General features: G+C 42.7%; 19 protein-coding genes. 14 read left to right on the top strand and 5 right to left on the bottom strand.

The window, feature by feature from the left end:
* Positions 1–16: 16 nt before the first annotated feature.
* A complete protein-coding gene (locus tag PR675_RS10960) occupies positions 17–745 on the top strand; it encodes a DUF1190 domain-containing protein (protein ID WP_004915846.1) in 729 nt (242 codons plus the stop codon).
* A 2-nt stretch (positions 746–747) separates the two neighbouring features.
* Positions 748–1,944: a glutathionylspermidine synthase family protein gene (locus tag PR675_RS10955; protein ID WP_060561478.1), complete on the top strand. Its 1,197-nt coding sequence runs from the start codon at positions 748–750 to the stop codon at positions 1,942–1,944.
* A 168-nt stretch (positions 1,945–2,112) separates the two neighbouring features.
* Here PR675_RS10955 and PR675_RS10950 read toward each other — a convergent pair whose 3' ends face one another.
* On the bottom strand, positions 2,113–2,988 hold the full coding sequence (locus PR675_RS10950) for a U32 family peptidase (protein WP_060561477.1): 876 nt from the start codon (positions 2,986–2,988) through the stop codon (positions 2,113–2,115).
* Between the two features lie 13 nt (positions 2,989–3,001).
* Positions 3,002–3,997, bottom strand: a complete 996-nt coding sequence (gene ubiU, locus PR675_RS10945; protein WP_004915849.1) for a ubiquinone anaerobic biosynthesis protein UbiU — start codon at positions 3,995–3,997, stop codon at positions 3,002–3,004.
* 347 nt (positions 3,998–4,344) lie between these two features.
* Between ubiU and ubiT the strand changes: the two genes are divergently transcribed.
* The gene (gene ubiT, locus PR675_RS10940) at positions 4,345–4,869 is read left to right on the top strand and encodes a ubiquinone anaerobic biosynthesis accessory factor UbiT (protein ID WP_014657334.1); all 525 of its coding nucleotides are present in this window, start codon (positions 4,345–4,347) and stop codon (positions 4,867–4,869) included.
* Entirely contained in the window at positions 4,863–5,366 is a 504-nt protein-coding gene (locus PR675_RS10935; protein WP_004915851.1) for a GNAT family N-acetyltransferase, read from the top strand. The genes ubiT and PR675_RS10935 overlap by 7 nt, the downstream gene beginning before the upstream one ends.
* On the opposite strand, the gene PR675_RS10930 is transcribed toward PR675_RS10935, so the two are convergent.
* Positions 5,339–5,650: a GIY-YIG nuclease family protein gene (locus PR675_RS10930; protein ID WP_036942694.1), complete on the bottom strand. Its 312-nt coding sequence runs from the start codon at positions 5,648–5,650 to the stop codon at positions 5,339–5,341. The genes PR675_RS10935 and PR675_RS10930 overlap by 28 nt on opposite strands.
* Positions 5,651–5,946: 296 nt before the next feature.
* Between PR675_RS10930 and PR675_RS10925 the strand changes: the two genes are divergently transcribed.
* Positions 5,947–6,198: a DUF1471 domain-containing protein gene (locus PR675_RS10925; RefSeq protein ID WP_004915853.1), complete on the top strand. Its 252-nt coding sequence runs from the start codon at positions 5,947–5,949 to the stop codon at positions 6,196–6,198.
* 114 nt (positions 6,199–6,312) lie between these two features.
* A complete protein-coding gene (locus PR675_RS10920; RefSeq protein ID WP_060561476.1) occupies positions 6,313–6,750 on the top strand; it encodes a YhbP family protein in 438 nt (145 codons plus the stop codon).
* Here PR675_RS10920 and nrdG read toward each other — a convergent pair.
* Both nrdG and nrdD read right to left on the bottom strand, forming a co-directional pair.
* Positions 6,747–7,211 (bottom strand): anaerobic ribonucleoside-triphosphate reductase-activating protein, encoded by a 465-nt coding sequence (gene nrdG / locus PR675_RS10915; RefSeq protein ID WP_014657338.1) that lies wholly within the window; start codon positions 7,209–7,211, stop codon positions 6,747–6,749. The genes PR675_RS10920 and nrdG overlap by 4 nt on opposite strands.
* A 4-nt stretch (positions 7,212–7,215) precedes the next feature.
* Positions 7,216–9,354 (bottom strand): anaerobic ribonucleoside-triphosphate reductase, encoded by a 2,139-nt coding sequence (gene nrdD / locus PR675_RS10910; RefSeq protein ID WP_014657339.1) that lies wholly within the window; start codon positions 9,352–9,354, stop codon positions 7,216–7,218.
* A gap of 1,778 nt (positions 9,355–11,132) precedes the next feature.
* Here nrdD and PR675_RS10905 point away from each other — a divergent pair.
* The 8 genes from PR675_RS10905 (at position 11,133) to PR675_RS10870 (ending at position 18,471) form a co-directional block, all read left to right on the top strand.
* The gene (locus PR675_RS10905; RefSeq protein ID WP_004915868.1) at positions 11,133–11,684 is read left to right on the top strand and encodes a fimbrial protein; all 552 of its coding nucleotides are present in this window, start codon (positions 11,133–11,135) and stop codon (positions 11,682–11,684) included.
* A gap of 214 nt (positions 11,685–11,898) precedes the next feature.
* Entirely contained in the window at positions 11,899–12,477 is a 579-nt protein-coding gene (locus tag PR675_RS10900) for a fimbrial protein (RefSeq protein ID WP_004915870.1), read from the top strand.
* Positions 12,478–12,534: 57 nt separating this feature from the next.
* Complete coding sequence (locus PR675_RS10895; RefSeq protein ID WP_060561475.1) at positions 12,535–15,054, top strand: fimbria/pilus outer membrane usher protein; 2,520 nt, start codon at positions 12,535–12,537, stop codon at positions 15,052–15,054.
* 28 nt (positions 15,055–15,082) lie between these two features.
* Positions 15,083–15,814: a fimbrial biogenesis chaperone gene (locus PR675_RS10890; protein WP_060561474.1), complete on the top strand. Its 732-nt coding sequence runs from the start codon at positions 15,083–15,085 to the stop codon at positions 15,812–15,814.
* 31 nt (positions 15,815–15,845) lie between these two features.
* Positions 15,846–16,274: a hypothetical protein gene (locus PR675_RS10885; protein ID WP_060561473.1), complete on the top strand. Its 429-nt coding sequence runs from the start codon at positions 15,846–15,848 to the stop codon at positions 16,272–16,274.
* Complete coding sequence (locus tag PR675_RS10880) at positions 16,267–16,800, top strand: fimbrial protein (RefSeq protein ID WP_004915879.1); 534 nt, start codon at positions 16,267–16,269, stop codon at positions 16,798–16,800. Before PR675_RS10885 ends, PR675_RS10880 begins: the two co-directional genes overlap by 8 nt.
* The gene (locus PR675_RS10875; RefSeq protein ID WP_004915882.1) at positions 16,800–17,333 is read left to right on the top strand and encodes a fimbrial protein; all 534 of its coding nucleotides are present in this window, start codon (positions 16,800–16,802) and stop codon (positions 17,331–17,333) included. The genes PR675_RS10880 and PR675_RS10875 overlap by 1 nt, the downstream gene beginning before the upstream one ends.
* Before the next feature lie 13 nt (positions 17,334–17,346).
* A complete protein-coding gene (locus PR675_RS10870; RefSeq protein WP_306169839.1) occupies positions 17,347–18,471 on the top strand; it encodes an adhesin in 1,125 nt (374 codons plus the stop codon).
* The last annotated feature ends 521 nt before the right edge of the window (positions 18,472–18,992 follow it).

The following is an 18,992-nucleotide window of genomic DNA, read 5'->3' as shown; positions in this document are numbered from 1 at the left end:
TGAATAATGATGTTCTATGAAAAATAAAAATAAAATCAAAAGAAAACAGCGTAAGTATAATAAGGCTCAAGAGGGGCCTGAATTAAAGCGTATTGGCCTTGATGTAAAAGATGAACCACGCAAAGGCGCTAATATACTTACGTTGGCAATTATGGGAGGAGCCGTTTTTTTGGGGTTACGCAGTTGCAGTGACGAATCACCAACACCCAAAATAACGATTTTCAAGGGGCTTAATGATTGTGAGCTTGCAGGTTATACCAACTCTTTTTGTAAACAAAAACAAGAAGAAGCACAACAAGAATTGAATAGAAGCATGGCGATTTACAATCGATTAGTTGATTGTGAATATCATTATGGGAAAGATAACTGTGTTTTAGTTCATCGTGCCCTTAATATAAGAGAATATCAGCAATGCTTATTACAATCAAAGCCAGAATATTGCGATAGCATACAGCGTGATGTTTATGGCCCCAAATTGGCTGGTTTTGCGCTTAATGAATTTCCGCAGCCAGCAAGTAGTAGTCATACAACCAGCTCTTACTCAGGCTCTCATTACTATTTTTCACGAGTTCGTCCATTTTATCGCGCTAAAAATGAACCGAATATTTATCATGAGCTAGGTTCATCCGATAAATGGGTTGCTGATGGTTCGAATAGGCTAAAGCCTGCGAAATATAGTAATAATTCGACTAAAACAACATCAAGAGGGGGCTTTGGGCATAAATCGGGGAGTAGAGGTGGTTAATTATGTTACGAATACCTGTAAAGCCACGCGAAGATTTAGTGCGAATTACGCAAGATTATGGTTTTGACTTCCATATTATCGACAATGAAATTTATTGGGATGAATCGCATGCTTATTGTTTTACATTAGCGCAAATTGAATCTGGCATCGAAGACCCAACCGAAGAGTTGCACCAAATGTGCTTAGAAGTAGTCAATTCTGCTATCAATGATGAACGTATTTTAGAAGCATTAGCCATACCTGAATTATATTGGGATGCGATTGCAAATAGTTGGCGAAATAATAAATCATCACTGTATGGGCGAATGGATTTTTCATGGAATGGATATCAGCCTGCAAAGTTGCTGGAATATAATGCAGATACCCCGACATCACTTTATGAATCGGCATTTTTTCAATGGCAATGGTTATCTGACATGACAGATAGAGGTATGCTTCCTGCAAATGCCGATCAATTTAATTCGATACAGGAAAAGCTTATCCAGCGTTTTTTATTGTGGCGCAATGAGCACCCTTTTTATTTTTGTTGCTGCGAAGGCTCCATTGAAGATAGAGGAACTGTTTTATATTTGGAAGATTGTGCGCGTCAAGCAGGGCTACAGACACAATTTGTTTATGTGGAAGATATCGGATTAGGCTTAGGTGGTGTTTTTACGGATTTACAAGATCAAATTATTCACCAAGGCTTTAAATTATATCCATATGAATGGATGTTCCAAGATGATTACGGTCCAGTACTACGTAGTGAACGAACAGAATGGGTAGAACCTTTATGGAAATCCATTTTAAGTAATAAAGGACTATTACCGTTATTATGGCGTTTTTTTCCTAATCACCCTAACTTACTTCCTGCCTATTTTGCGGATGAGCAGAGCGATATTGTGGGAAAATTAAAACAGGATATGGGGAAAGCGTGGCAAGGGTTTACGACAAAGCCATTATTTTCACGGGAAGGCGCTAATGTTTCATTATTTTTTAATAATGAGCAAGAAGTGATCACGCAAGAATTAGGGATGTATGCTCATGAGCCTAGAATTTATCAGGCGAGTGCTTTTTTGCCTAAATTCGGTAATGACTACACTTTAATTGGGAGCTGGGTGGTGGGGGATGCCCCAGCAGGGATCGGTATACGTGAAGATAACTCTTTAATCACAAAAGATACTTCTAGGTTTGTTCCTCACTATATTATGAATGAGTGAGAGTGAGAGTGAGAGTGAGAGTGAGAGTGAGAGTGAGGTAATGCAGTGACCCGTGCAATTTATTCATTTTTCAAAAATAAAATCAATGAGATGCTTTAGGATGAATACACAGCGGGAAGCTGGTGTTTGCTCCCGCTTTTTATCCAATGGCGCTGATTGATATTGCGGCTAAGGCAGCATTTCTAATCCTGCCACTTGCCTCCAATAACCATTACAACTCTTGTCATTGATGACCAGTGGCGCTTCTCCGGTTTGATTCGCTTTAAATTGCGCCAATATGTCTAGAGACTCAATGTTCTCCGGCGAAATACGTACAATATCAACCAAATCAATCATAGATGTTTGCTCATTACCTAGGTTGTAGCAATAGCCACTTTGTGTCTGTAACCCGTTGAGAGTAAACACTTGCTGTTGTTCTTGAGAGAGCACCTTTCGCCCCTGAGGATAGTGAATGCAGCAAGTTTCACAATCATCTTTGGCACGATTTTCTGAGCGGGCAGTAAAACAGCGAGCAGAGTAGGCCAGCGGTAAATGACCATAACTCATCACTTCTACTTCAAATTTGCCACGTATCCCCAATTCATCGCATTGATTGAGTAAATTGATCAACCAGTCACGAGAAAGCTCTACAGGCATACACCAACGCTGCATGCCTTGGCGTAATAATATATTGAGGGTCTGTGCGTTATAACAATTCAAACCATGGCCAGCAATAAAAGGAAGATGGCGCTCAGAGAGCATATTGACGACACCAAAGTCATGGGCTTCAACCAAAAAATCGCCATTATCAACGAGTTTACTTATTTCTTTAAGTTCGGAAGGTGCCTGCAATAGCGCTAATGTACTTAAGATAATCTGCTTGCCACTTAGCGCTAGCGTTTTTGCTAATTCAATCCAATCAGCCGGTTTCATTTCACGGCGCTTGCTACAAACCGTCTCACCAAGATAAATAATATCGGCTTCACTTTGTGCTGCTTGCTGATAAAAATCATATAGCTCTTGTTTAGGCCAGTAATAAAGAACTGACCCTAATGCATACTTCATCATCTATTCCTTATTATTGCCATTTACGATGATAAGCGCCTAATGTGGTTTGGCTGCCTTCAGAAAGCCCACCCAGTACTTTTATCCATTGTGGATCTGCAATAAATTGCTCTGGGTTTGCATGATATGTATCGATAGCTTTTCGCCAGATGCGTGTCACTTCGGTGACGTAAGCAGGGCTGCGCTGGCGGCCTTCAATTTTGACCGAGGCGATATTCGCCGCCATTAGGTCTGGTAGTAATTCGATGGTATTGAGGCTAGTTGGCTCTTCGAGTACATGATATCGATGGTCATCCACCAAATAACGCCCTTTACAGAGAGTGGGGTAGCCTGCATTTTCATGACTTTGGTAGCGATCAATAAGCACTTCATTTAAGCGTGACTCCATGCCATGAGGCGTTTGTTGCCAACGAACGAAACGCGCGGGCGAGCATGCCCCAACAGTATTGGGGGATTCACCCGTTAAATAGGAAGAGAGATAGCAGCGTCCTTCCGCCATAATACATAGGCTACCAAAAGCAAAGACTTCTAAGGGGACAGGGCTACTTTTAGCGAGTTGTTTGACTTGATGAATAGATAGAACCCGAGGCAGTACAATCCGATGAACATTAAAATTGCGGGCATAAAAGCGAATCGCTTCGGTGTTGGTTGCTGAAGCTTGAACGGAGACATGACGTTCAATATGAGGGTATCGGTGTGCAGCATACTCAAGCATCGCGAGATCGGCAAGGATCAGGGCATCAGCCCCTAGCGAAGCCGCAAGATCGACCGAATCTTTCCAACGTTGAAAGCCATCTGGGTGAGCAAATGTATTGATAGCAATATGAAGTTTACGCTGATGTTGATGTATGTAGCGCTCTGCTTCTTGCAATTTTTTTTCAGTAAAGTTGAGTCCAGCAAAATGGCGTGCGTTAGTATCATTTTTCAAGCCAATATAAACCGCATCGGCACCGTTATCGACAGCGGCTTTAAGGGCCGGTAAGTTGCCTGCTGGGCAGAGTAATTCCATGGTATCTGTTCCAGTTTAAATTTTCGACAACTTAGCATTCTAGTCAACTCATGCGATGTAAATTTTGATTTAAGGCATTGAATTGGCTGTTGGCTATCTGTTTTTGTGGCTTATGAGGTCATGACTCCATGAGCTTTTTGGCATAATAAAAAATAAATGCTGGCGAGAAGTGTAAACCTTGATATAGGATCAAGTGAGTACTTATTTTCTCTGGCATGATATGACTATTCTATTATTGAGTATGTCGATATAAATGCCTGTTCTAATACTGATTTGCTACCGAGAGGCCGTAGCTGATGCTGGGGTGTGTATTTAACGGGCAGGCAATTGATACGGGAGTCAGTGCTGTGTTAGCTAAAATTCGTTCTCAACTTATTTCAAAAGGGCCTTCATTATTGAAGTTACCTTTAAAAGTGACCCCATTTGCAGTGCAGCGTCAAGTACTTGAGCAGTTACTGAGCTGGCAGTTTCGTGAATCGGTCAAAGAAGGGGAATTGGATTTTCTCGAAGGGAAATGGCTGAAAGTTGAAGTCAGTGACCTTGATTTAGTCTGGTTCATTAGTTTGCAAAATGGCATGTTAATTGTGCGTAATCAAGAGCAAGCCGATGTCAGTGTCTGTGCTACAGCCAATGACCTGATCCTTATCGCGGCGCGTAAAGAAGATCCTGATACGCTGTTTTTTCAGCGCCGTTTGGTCATTGAAGGTGACACCGAATTAGGGCTGTATGTAAAAAACCTTATGGATGCTTTTGAGCTAGACAATATGCCGACACCCCTGCGTTTTGCATTACTACAATTGGCCGACTTGATTAAAACGACTCAACAAAATGAGGACACAGAGCATAAAGGCTCCGTGGTTGCCTCATGCTAATTCGTGTTGAAATTCCTGTCGATGCTATGGGGATCGATAAGTTACTGCGTGACACTTTCCCGACGGAAGCAGAAGCCGATCTGGTACAAAAGCTACGAGAAGACGGCTTATTGACTCTGGGTGTTGTTGCCACGAATGACAACGGCGAAGTGATCGGTTATGTCGGCTTTACACCTGTCGATGTCAACAATGAAGACGTTCAATGGGTTGGCCTTGCACCGCTTGCAGTGAGTAAAGCGCACCAAAAACAAGGCATTGGTGGGCAACTTATTTATGAAGGGCTAGATAGTCTTAATGAGTTTGGCTATGGTGCGGTTGTGGTATTAGGAGATAGCAACTATTACCGCCGTTTTGGCTTTGAACCTGCCTCAAAATATGAAGTTTTCAGCCAGTGGCCTGAATTGCAAGAGCATTTTATGATTTGCGGGCTAGAAAATGGCAGCTTGAGTGACCACAAAGGGCGGGTGACTTACTCTTCACACTTTGATGTATTCTGATGCATTAAGTAATCAAGGATATTAATGGGCTGGTCAATAACCAGCCTTTCTTTGGCGGCTTTACTCAGTTGTTTTATCTGATATTCCAATCTTGACGCGGTAGCGCGATCCCCAGCTAAACAATCAAATACTAGCGTGAGCGGCATTTTCCCCTTCAACGCTTTTGCGCCTTTTCCCTCTTTATGTTGGGTAAAGCGGCGCGAGACATCTGTGGTGATCCCACAATATAACCTGTTATTTTTCTCTCTAATTAGGTAAATGTACCAGTTTTTCTGCGTAGACATTTTATTTTGTTGCCCTATTTTTGACTTTCTGTGCTGAAATTTAAGGGGAAATAATTCATAAATAGACTAAAAATCTCGCGAACAAGGATAGCCATAACTTATTAAATTATAAATAAAAAATGACACATTAAAGTCATAAATTTGTAACCTAAAGCGTGGTTTTGATTCAAAATATTTGAACTATAACAGCAAAATTAGCTAATTTTCATCGTAACTAAAAGAGCATAATATGATCCATATCACAGGGGGAGAACAAAAATCCCTGATAAAAATGAATATACAATGAGGAAAACATTATGAAAAAATCAACATTAGTCGCTGCAACTTTGGCTTTAAGTGCTATTTCATTTGGTTCAATGGCTGCTGAAGAAGTTCAACATTCTAGCCAACCAGCTGCGGGTTATGTTTCTGTATCAGGTGCTGTTAGTGTTAATGACCTGACTGAAAAGTTAGCCAAAAAAGCTGATGAAGCTGGTGCAACTTCATTCCGTGTTATCTCAGCTGGCGGTGAAAACTCAATGAATGGTGTTGCTGCAATCTATAAATAATTTATAGTACCTAGCAAATGTAATACCAAACGTTCAGAACAGCTTAAGCACGCTCAGCGATAGGATGTACATATTCAAAGAGCGTGTTCTGAACGGTCAATATGGGCTTTTGCTATGAATGATGAACACGCCTTACAACATATCCAACGTTACTTTTCTCGCCAACACGTCTTTTCTCTATTTACTTGCCACGGCAATGATATCTGGCCTGCCAGTTGTTATTATGCATTTGATGCTAAGTCGATGAGTTTATTCTTTATGACCGATCCTGCTTCACGCCATGGTCAACTGATGACTGAAAATTCTCACGTCGCAGGGACTGTCTCTGCCCAAACGAAAGTGGTTAGCCAAATCCAAGGGCTACAATTTATTGGGCAAGTGATAGCGCTGGATGGGAGCTTACGACAGCAAGCCCATCAATTTTATTGTCGTCGCTTCCCTGTGGCATTGACGGCAAAACTGCCTGTATGGCGTTTGCAGTTACAAGAAGTCAAAATGGTCAATAATAAATTGGGTTTTGGCAGCAAGCTCTATTGGTCTAGAAATCGCTAGCGTAATTTATGGATCACTTGATTACTGCTTCCTCGCCAAAGTAACGCGGGGTCATGCAGCGCTTTTACAAATTTCCCATCAACCAGTACATTGATCAAACTCACCACCTTATGTTGCTCGGCGGTCAGTTCGGCAAATTGATAGCCTGTCCATAGCCAAATGTCTTTATCTGGACAAACGGTTTTTACACGTTTAACCAACTGAAAGATCGCTGATAAGTTAGCGGGATGTAGTGGATCCCCGCCGGAAAGGGATAAACCTTGCCGACGGATACGGGTATCTTGTAAGTCTTGAATGATCCTATCTTCCATTTCCTGAGTGAATGGAATACCTGAATCGAGGCGCCATGTGCTTTGGTTATAACATCCTCGGCATTGATGAACACATCCTGAGACGAACAGTGTGCAACGTGTGCCTGGACCATTCACGACATCAACAGGGTAATATTGATGATAATTCATACTATTAACCTAACTGCCCATTACCTAGGTGTTTGATACGTCGCTTCACTTCTTCTTGCTTGCCTGCATTAAATGGGCGTGCATCAGGGCTGCCAAGGTAACCACATACTCGGCGGATCACTGAGACACGGTTAGTATCATGGTTACCACAACGAGGGCAAACAAAGCCTTTACTGGTACAGTTAAACTCACCCGTAAATCCACACTCATAACATTCATCTATGGGCGTATTTGTTCCATAATATGGAACATGCTCATAACTGTAATCCCAAACATCTTCAAGCGCTTTGAGGTTATGCTGCAAATTAGGATACTCGCCATAGCAGATAAAGCCCCCATTTGCGATGGCAGGGTAAGGTTGTTCAAAGTCTATTTTGTCGTATGGGTTCACGCGTTTTTCAACATCAAGATGGAAGCTATTTGTGTAGTAGCCTTTGTCTGTCACACCAGCTATTACGCCAAATTCAGCAGTATCAAGGCGGCAAAAACGATCACATAAGTTTTCACTAGGTGTACTGTACAGGCTAAAACCATAGCCAGTTTCTGCTTTCCACTCATCTGTTGCTTGGCGTAGGCGGTTAACAATCGCGATGGCTTTTTCCCTTAAGTGCTCACTGTCGTAAACATGGTTTTGCGTACCAAATAGTGCATTGATGGTCTCATGTAGTCCGATATAGCCGAGCGAAATTGAGGCTCGACCCTTTTTAAAGATTTCTGCAACGCTATCATCAGCGGCTAATCTTACACCGCAAGCCCCCTCCATATAGAGAATTGGCGCGACACGTGCTTTGACGTTTTCAAGGCGTGCGATCCGTGTCATAAGGGCTTTTTTAGCAATAGATAAACGTGCTTCTAACAGTTGCCAAAATGCGTCTTCATTGCCTTGTGCTTCAATGGCAATGCGAGGCAAATTAAGGCTGATCACCCCTAAATTATTGCGACCATCATGAATTTGTTGCCCCGCTTCTTCGTAGACCCCTAAGAAGCTACGGCAGCCCATGGGGGTTTTAAACGATCCGGTCACTTTAACAACTTGGTCATAATTAAGGATATCGGGGTACATGCGCTTGCTAGCACATTCAAGGGCTAACTGTTTGATATCATAGTTAGGATCACCAAATTGGTGGTTTAACCCTTTTTTAATGGCAAAGACCAATTTAGGGAATACGGCTGTTTTACGATTTTTGCCTAAACCTGCAATACGATTTTTCAAGATGGATTGTTGGATTAAGCGCGCTTCTTTCGAGGTGCCAAGACCAAAACCAAAGGTGACAAAGGGGGTTTGCCCATTCGCGGTATGCAATGTATTGACTTCATATTCTAGGGATTGGAAAGCATCATAGCACTCTTTTTCTGTTTGGCAGTCAGCATAACCTTGAGCATCATTGATCCCCCACGTTTCAGCCGTTTTAAGATGTTTTTCATAGCTGATGCGTACATAAGGAGCCAGAATTTCATCGATGCGATTAATCGTCGTACCACCATAAATATGGCTAGCAACTTGCGCAATGATTTGTGCAGTCACGGCGGTTGCTGTTGAAATTGATTTTGGTGGTTCGATCTCTGCATTGCCCATTTTAAACCCTTGCGTAAGCATGCCTTCAAGATCGATCAACATACAGTTAAACATCGGGAAAAAGGGGGCATAATCAAGGTCGTGATAGTGTATTTCTCCTCGTTCATGAGCGATAACGACATCACGAGGCAAAATATGCTGTTTGGCATAGTGCTTAGCCACAATACCAGCAAGTAAATCACGTTGAGTCGGGATCACTTTACTGTCTTTATTGGCATTTTCATTAAGCAGTGAAACGTTGCTTTGTTCGATAAGGCCACGAATATCATGGGTAAGTTGGCTGCGTTTTTCGCGAGCACTATCCCTATCATGGCGATATTCAATATAGGCTCGAGCGAGGTCTTTATAAGGGCCTGACATTAGTTGATTTTCAACAGCATCTTGGATCTCTCGAATATCGACTTTTTCACGGTTGCCAAGTTGCTCTGTGACCGTTGTAGCAACTTGAAGGCAATAGTCATCATCCTGAATATTCACAGCCGCTGATGCACGTTTTATTGCCTCTTGAATTCTTTGGAAGTCAAAGTTCACTTGGCAACCATCTCGTTTAATCACAACCGTTTTCACTGAAATGCTCCTTGTTGAGTTATCCACAACCTTAAACCTAGCGATAAGTTTCCGCTGCATGTGCGAAGGGAATGTGGATAAAACTGTGAATAAATACTATATGTAGTGTTTGATTATGTAATTAAAGCACAATATATAGTTTATTGCTCTTTTTTAGCTATCGATAATTTGATCCACAACAAGGAAAAAAATAAATTGTATGAATATCAAAAGCGGAGGAGATGAAAAATAAAAACGCCCCTAATTATTTAGGATGATGGCAACCTTGAGCACGTGATAGGTTTTCGAACAAATGGTTCTTTCCAACAGCGAGATATATCGAACGGTGACCTAAGTTGTGTCATTACTGCAATTGGCAACTTAAATGAGACTCTCCTATGCCATCATCATTGGATGAATGGAATATCACGCTCCCCCTGAACTGGCTTATGCTCTTTCCCGCGGAAGAAGCCATATTTCCCACTTTTTGCCGTTCAAGAGCTAGCGCATTTCTGACAAGATTTGGCGGGTTATATAGGCAAAGTGGCCACCAAAACTGCGGGCCAAATTATTTTGTTGACCATTATCAGAGCATAGGCGTGGCTCTGGATATTAATATCCAATTGATAATCGATTAGTCGTATTGTCGATGGAGGATTTGAGTCGGTGAAGATTTTGAGGATAGGGCTTTGATAAGGGTATTGTTGGCATTTAAAGAGCGCTGATATGCGATGATGAGTAATATTTTTATTTCACTGTTAAAAAACAATAAATTATCATTAAATAAATTTAATAGCGAAAATCGATAACGCATTTAATGAGTAATTAAGGTGAGTTATATTGTATTTAATGGGTTACACCTATGTTTATTATGGGTGTTCTTAGAGTGTGTCTAAGTTTATGAGTATTTTTTCTATTTTTTAATGGCGCCAAAAAATAAGCAATATTGAGGTTTTTTGTTTTATTATTGAAAAAAATAAAGCTATATCTCTTATAAAAATATCAAAATAATTAAATATGTAACAAAATGAAAATAGCGTTAAATAAAATCAACATACTCTCATTAAGAATAAGACATTGTTTGGAGATTTATATGATTTTGATTATCATGATTTATTGTAATCCATTGATATATAGGAACCAAATTAATATTTGGTTATGTCGATGCCATTAATAACAAATATTTAATAGTTATCACCTATCGAAATATGGAGACTTATCGTTAAAAACGTATTTACTCTAAATGGGGTTGGTTCTATATTCGCCATCAATTTATTATTTCAAAAATATCAAAATAATAGTTTTATTTTATGAATTTTTATTTGAGAAACTAAATTTAATATGGCAATAAAAATTCATTAAATATAAATATTGAGATTGTTTAAATAAAATAAGTTAGTGTAATTATTTCACGGAATGTTAATAATTAAATGTTAGATGTTTCTCCTATTTTAAGCCGATGAAATCAGTAATTAATATTTTAATTCCGGATACTATGCTCAACATTTTCGGGGAAATCTAACAGAATTTATTCTGTTCAGTCATGGTTAACTATGACGGCAAAATGTCAAATTAATTAATTCTATTTTAAGATTATATATAAATAAATTATATGGGTTAGCCTTAGCCTATAAGGAACTATTTGTCTCTTAGATATGGATAAGGGATAGGTAGCAGCAGGGACGGTGTTTTTATTAATGATGTAACCTTTGCTTTATCAACAAAAAATGAAATTAACACTCTTCAATTTATGTGTGGTGACTGGTTTCTATTGTCTTTTTACTAGAAAGGAAAAATAAATGAAATTAACAAAATTAGCAGTTGCAACTGTATTTGCGGCGTCTGTTGTGTCATTTAGCGCAATGGCGGATAACACCGGAACGATTAACTTTGTGGGTACAGTTGTGAACACGCCTTGTAATATCGAGCAGTCTTCTCTGAAACAAACCGTTGATTTCGGTCAGCTGTCTCGTAAAGCGTTGGAAAGTGGTAAGCCTGCGGAAGCAGAGTTCGAGATCAAATTCACCGGTTGTGACTTTGCTAACTTTGGTAAAGATACTGAAGGTAACCCTGTTGCGGTGAAATCAATGGAACTCGTGTTTACTGGCCAAAGCTATGCAGATAAAGGCAACACGCTGCTGGCAACTTCCGCGGGGAATTCGAACAACCTCGGTATTTTGATTGATGGTTTTGAGTTCGGTAAAGCCACAGACGTTCTCCCTCGTATTGCCAACACAAATGGTGAAAATACTTTAATTTTTAAAGCATTGGCGAAAGCGGTTGATACCACTAAAGATGTTGCGGAAGGGCGATTCAGCGCCATCTCTAACTTCCGTATCACGTACCAGTAAGTCGATACATTGACCGTCAGTGAACGCTGGCGGCCAAGGGGCTCACGAAGAGGGGTAAAGTGCAATCTCGCCCTCTTCGTCTTCTCAATCGAAAGTCAATAAATTGATTTTCTTCATGGAGTTAACAACCTCTAACGACTGCCGTCAAACAGTATTTGTTTGTTAACAGTCATAACACAGGTGGATTTTTTTACTGTCTGCAAGGGAGAAACGGGTGGCTGTTTATCAACGCGTGAGTTTGCAAACAACAGGGATCCTCTTTTCGCTGATTTTGGGGGGCACATCGGCTTTTGGCGCCAACGAGGTGGGCATGCGCCATGAAGGTGTCACTCAACTGGTTGGCAGTGTGATCTCAACACCATGCTCGATTGTGATGTCAAATCGCGACCAAACGGTCGATTTTTCGTCGTTAACGTTGACGATGCTCTCAACCGCCGTGGCGCGTGAACAACAAACACGCCCTTTTGACATTGAGCTTCGTGACTGTGGCAGTGTGTACAGCACCCTTGACAGTAAAACATGGACAATACGTTTTGACGGGCAAGGGGCCGATAATATCGACGCATTTGCCTTGCAAGGGCCTTCTCAGGGGTTGGGCGTATCCGTGCTGGATAACACGAAAAATATCGTGATCCCTGGGGAAACCTATCCTTTGTTTGACAGTGTGTTACGGCAAGGTCAATCGGGGCAAACCCTCTTTTTGCGCTATTTTTTACGGCTCGAGCTGACAGGAAAGCCGCTACAAGCAGGACGTTATCACGGGCTGGTTCGTTTTTTTATCGATTATCAATAAAGCACAGAAGCACGTCTTCAATGATGACATTGAGGAGGCATTCTTGCTGTCTTTGGGATGGTACAGAGCATGATGTTCAAACTTAGCAAAGTCAGGCAGGCCGTTTTATTGGCGGTGAGCGTCAGTGCATGCACGGTGTCTGCAACAGAGTTCAATACTGACGTATTGGATGCGGAAGATATGCAAAACGTCGATATGAGCCAATTTTCCGTTGCGGGTTATGTGCCTCCCGGAGACTATGTGTTAACCGTGTTTGTTAACGGCCAGCGCTTAGGGGCGCCTCGTGATATCACGGTCTTAGCACAACATGCCATTTGCATACCGGCGAACTTACTGGATCTGATTGGCCTGAAAGATTCGGCAAAACAAAAAGTCACCCTTTCCGAGGCGGGGCAGTGCCTTGATTTTTCCGCGTTAACTGGGGTGAAATCGACGGTTGAATTGTCCACACTCTCACTGAAAATCACCATTCCCCAGTTATGGATGGAATACCGTGATCCAAACTGGACACCCCCGGCGTTATGGGAAGAGGGGGTGAATGGTGCCTTTGTGGATTATAGCGCCAATGCGTCTGTCATCGAAGAAAGTCGCGGGAGCAAACGGGTCTATTTATCCACCAATGGTACAACAGGTCTTAACCTCGGTGCTTGGCGTTTTCGTGGTGACTATAACGCGAACTACCAAAAACAGCACGGTGGCAGCAACCCCCAAGAAACCCACCGTTTTGATTTTAGCCGGCTGTATGCGTTTACCTCCTTGAAGAAATTAGCCTCTATTTTGACCATTGGGGAAAACTACTTCTATTCTGATGTGTTTGAGTCATGGCAATACAGTGGTATCGCCCTCGAAAGTGACGACCGCATGTTACCGCCTAAATTGGTGGGGTACGCGCCGGAAATTATTGGCGTGGCGAACACGAATGCCACGGTGATTGTGCGTAGCCAAGACCGCGTGATCTTAGAAACCACGGTGCCCCCGGGGCCGTTTCGCATTCAGACCTTGGACAGCGGCGTACGAGGGGTGCTCGATGTCACTGTGCGTGAAGAAAATGGCGAAGAGAAAACATTTAGTCTCAACACCGCCTCACTGCCTTATTTAACCCGCCCGGGGCGCATTATTTATAAGTTAGTGGCGGGTAAAACGCGCTATGACGGTCATCGCCTAACTGGTAAGCCGGTGATCAGCGGCGAGTTGTCTTATGGGTTATCTAATGCGTGGTCACTGTATGGGGGGACGCAACTGAATGGGGATTACCAAACCGCAGCGATAGGGATTGGACGAGACTTGTTTGCATTTGGGGCATTGTCACTCGATATGACGCAGTCTTTTGCCCGCTTTACCCATCACACGCTGCAAGGCCGCTCCTATCGCCTCAACTATGCAAAGTCATTTGATGAGTTACGCACGGATATTACCTTTGCAGGGTATCGATTTGCCGATAGAGATTACCGCACATTAAGCCAATTTATAGATCAAAGCCGTAGCGGTCATGTGGCGCGTGTGGCAAAAGAAAACTACCAAATCTATCTGAACAAGTATTTTGATAATTTCAGTTTATCGTTGAATTATCAATACAGTACTTATTGGCAAGATAAACCGCAAACGCAATATGGTTTATACGCCAGTACCAATATCAGCATACCTAGGCTATCGCAGCAAGATGCCAATATTTCATTATCGGCGACGCGTACCGAGCGTGATAACGGCTATAAAGATGATGCTATCAACCTGTATTTAACGGTTCCTCTGTATCGCGGGCACAATATCACCTTCTCCGAACGCTATTCACGTGCCGGTGAGTATAACCAATATAGCCACAGTGTCGGGTATAGCGGCTATAGCGATCGTGATAATTACAGCCTGAATGTGGGGTATAACCACGGACAGCATATGCAGAGTCAGTCGAGTTTCAGTGGCTATTATTCACGCGATCTGTCGCAGGCTAACTTATCCACGAACGTCAGTTATGTGCCACAACAATATCGCAGTTTTGGCGCCTCGATTAACAGTGGGATCACGGCGACGGCTCACGGGGTAGCACTGCACCGTTCAGCAAATGGCGATACCCGCTTAATGATTGAAACACCGGGGGTGGGGGATGTGCCACTGGACAGTGGCGTCATCAAAACCAACCGTTTTGGGATTGCGGTTATTCCTAACGTGAACAGTTACCGTAAATCGACGGCGTCGATTAACACCAGTCAGCTGCCAGAGAATTTAGAAACGTTACAGTCAACGACCGACATTACCTTAACCAAAGGCGCGATAGGTTACCGCCGTTTATCGGTGATGAAAGGGGAAAAACTGTTCGCCATCGTATCGTTGAGTGATGGCAAAAATCCCCCGTTTGGGGCCAGTGTGCGCAATGCTGACAACCGTGAATTGGGCATTGTGGGTGAAGAGGGGGTGACGTGGTTGGTCGGTATTTCCCCTCAAGAAATCCTGTCTGTTTATTGGGCCGGAAAGAAGCAGTGTGAATTACGCATGCCTGACAATGTCACGTCATTATCCAGCATGTTATTGCTGCCTTGCGCTGCGCCCGCGCTGTCAACGGCAAATGTAACGCCAGCAAAATAAGTCTTTTATTCGTTTTATGAGGTCAATGATGTTGAATTTAGGTCAAAGATTATGCCATATGTGGGTGGGTATCGCGGTATTTGTCTCAATAAGTGCCTACAGCGCAGTCACATTAGATAGAACACGCATCATTTTTCCGGGAACGGAAAAATCGATTAACGTCACCATTTCTAACGATAACCCTGAAGAAGCTTACTTAGCCCAAAGTTGGATTGAAGATTTACAGGGGAATAAGCTCACCAAAGGGGCTATTTTGGCGACGCCGCCGTTGCAACGCATTGAGCCCATGAGCAACAGTTTAGTGCGTTTAAGCACGACGCCGGCACTGAGCCAATTGCCACAAGATCGTGAGTCGGTGTTTTACTTCAATTTGCGTGAAGTGCCCCCTAAATCCACCGATGGCAATACCTTACAAATTGCCTTGCAATCACGGGTCAAACTGTTTTATCGACCGGCCAGTATTTTGCCTGAATCGGACACTAAGTGGGCGCATCAAGTCACATTAACAAAGATAGCGAAAGGTTATCGCATCAATAATACCACGCCATTTCACTTAACGGTGATTGGGCTAGGGAACAGTCAAGCCGCGGCTGAGCACAATTCATTTGATGTGGTTATGGTGCCGCCTAAGTCAACACAGGATGTGGTATCCCCCGCACTGTCCACACCGTATCTGACGTACATCAATGATTATGGTGGTAAGCCCACGCTGGCATTTCGTTGCCAAGGTGAGACTTGCACGGTAACGGGTGAGCCGTAATTTTCAGCGTATGAGCGAACGGGAAAGGACGATGCGTAAACACAACATGTTCATCAAAACAGCCGGGTACAACGCGGTACTGTTTGTTCTTGGCAGTGTCTTGAGCCAATGGGCGATGGCTAATAGCCCTGTGGCGAATACACCGATTAATCAATCGGACTACGAACCGCAGCATCAAGGCCAAATACAGGTGAGTGCCACGCTATTTAATGCCCCCTGCAATTTGTCGTTAGATAACACGCTGCGTTTGATTGGGTGTGGCGCGGGAAACAAGTACCAAGAAATGGCGGTGTTTAATGCAGCAGCCAATACCCCAGCGAGTGTGCGGCTTTACGATGTACAACGCGGGGTGTTTTCAGTGCGTTACCCGCTGTCTTTGCTAAATGGGGATAATCCAATCGACCTACCGACATGGATGAAAGATGGGCACACGGTGCGTTTAGAGGTGAGCTATGAATAGGGCAGCAAAGTATATTTGGCTGTTTTCGGTGGCGCTTTTCGGGGGAGCTTCTCAGGTACGCGCGGCCAATAGCTTAGATATTGAGTTGAGTGGTGAGCTGGTCAACACGGCATGCCAAGTGGCAGCCGGCTCTCTCCATCAGAAAATCACACTGTATAACTTGCGTTGGCAATTGATTAATGAAAATGGCACCAGCGCGGTGACGCCCTTTACCATTGCCATCGATAAGTGTAGTGCAACGGATTTACAAAAAAGTATTCAATTAACGTGGAAAAGCAGCGAATTAGTCACGATTGGCGGTGAGAGTTTTTTAACCACCAAAGGCGACAGTGGGGTCGTCTTGGGGCTGGTCGATCATGATGAAAAACCCCTTGTGTGGAATAAGCCGATGACGATGGGTGATGTCAGTGTGGTTGACGGCTTACAACAATTTGATTTTGGTGTTTTTGTCCGTAAACCCGCCACTGGCGAAGCTAATGTGGGCGATTTTTCCGGGATCGTGACCTTTCAGGTGGAGTACGAATAGTGATAAGACTGAATAAGCTCAAACAGCCTCTCGGGTTACTCCTGTTATTGACCGTATTAGAGAGCCACGCTGACGTTTTGGTGGATGTGACCGCCACCATGGTAGATCCCGCTTGTAATATTCGCAGTGAAAACAGCAGCTCACCGCTGAAAATTGGTTTCGGCACACTTAACCCAAACTCACTGAATACATCGGCGGCAGTGAACGATTTTTCACTCTATATCACGGGGTGTAATTTCAACAATACATTAGCTATCGTGTTGAGCCCCAAAGGGGGCAGCAGCGTGTTATATAACGGGAAAAATATTTTAGCGACCAGTATCAATGGGCTGGGTATTGATTTTAAAGAGGTGACGGGCGGTACGGTGCGTGCATTGGAAGTGAGTAAAAAGCAACGAATTTACCCCGAACGGGTGGACGCGACATTGTACCGCATGGATTTACAAGCGCAATTAGTGAGTACGGTGCCGATCAATCAATTGGCTCTGGGGAAATTTACGTCAACCGTCACCCTTTCTGTGACTTATCATTAGTAGGATCATGATTATGTTGAACTTAAAAGGCATTATTCTTACACACGGGTTGCAGTCTTTTAAAAAAAAGAAAATCGGCTGGGGGGGCATTGCATCAGGCGGTTTATTACTTCCCTCGATTGCCCTAGCAAACTATGCACCGATGATCCAAAACCCAAATGATGGCTATTTGATCACACTGGCGAGTAATAGCGCAATCGTTTCGACGCCTGTCACCGGCTCTGATGGTAAAAATTATTATCGTGTGGGGGAGCCGATAGTGATTAGTAGCATTGACTCAGCGGTTAAAGCAACGGGAGCGGCAAAATGTATTGGTAGAACTTGGGGGGGAACAAGTACGAGGATTATTGGTAGTGATAGTGCTTACCACAGGCTATTCATGTATGTCCCTGAAGCCGCTACGATAGAAGGCAAACCAGGTTATCGCATCAATAGTAACGTCGTGATGACCGTTGAGAGTAGAATGCTTAATTGGATCAATATTACGGGAGCTGGAGTTTGTGCGAATGCTTCGAGTACAGCGATGATAGCGTCGGCATCTAATTTTGGAGTACAGTTTCCCATCACCGTAACATTTTATATTAATGAGCGCATTATTGATGGTCAGGTGATGATTGCTGCTATGCCTCTTGGGGGGTATGTACGTGCATTTATGAACCCTAAAGTACCGCCAATCTATACATCTTGGCCATTAGAGGAAACAACGGTTCCAATGCGCTTACTCTCTTCAACATTAAATGTGGGCTCATCGTGTAATACCACCACGACCACTGGGCAAGCGGGGACAGTAAACTTACGGCATGGACACTTAAACACATTAAATTACGATAGTGTTGTCACTGAACAAGTGACTTATAACTGCAAGTTCGCTATTCCAACAAATGTCAGGTTACGCCTTGATTATGCAACAGACAATGACCCACAGAAACGTTTACCAATGACGAGTAGCCAAAATAGTAATCATAAAATCTACAGTAACTTGACCATGACCGATGAAACAACGGGTCAAACGGGTAAAGATTTTAAAATTGAGATTAAAGACCTAAGAACAATTAAAATTACGAGTCATATCCAAGGAACAAATGCCGCCGCGGGGGATTATAAAGGTTCGGCTTGGTTGATAGCGACATTTGATTAATTGTTTATGTTTTTTCTCGATAAGATAAAAGTAAGTTAATAAACGGCCTTGATAAAATATCAAAGCCGTTTATTGACAGGGGCAGGAAATGAGAAAATCTTCCTTAGCTAATTTTGAATATTTCATCAATATCAGCCCCCTAAGGGGATAACTGTTTTTCTTTTTCAGCGCTAATTAATAGCCAGTCATCACTGGCTGTTAATTGCCAATTCATCAAGAGTACTATTTAACTATTGTAACTTTACCATCAATAATGGATAGATAAGGCGTTGTTGTAAAGATTTCACCATCTGCATATTTTTATAATTATAAAATGCAATATTTAACTTGGTGATAGTTTTAGTCTAGAAAGAACAATGGGTTATCAATAATTAATAGCTTCCTACAACTGTGTATTACTGATTAATTCTTTTTGAATTTTGCTATTTTTAGCATTGGATTTAAACTAACCCTCTTTAACAGTTGTCTCTTGCTCTGCTAATAATGTCTATTCTTCATTAATGGGGAGAGAGTGGACATGG

The sequence above is a fragment of the Providencia sp. PROV261 genome, assembly GCF_028477945.1.
In the GTDB taxonomy this organism is placed as follows: Bacteria; Pseudomonadota; Gammaproteobacteria; order Enterobacterales; family Enterobacteriaceae; genus Providencia; species Providencia stuartii.
The sequence above is the reverse complement of the archived record's forward strand: the minus strand, read 5'-3'. Positions and strand labels throughout refer to the sequence as shown.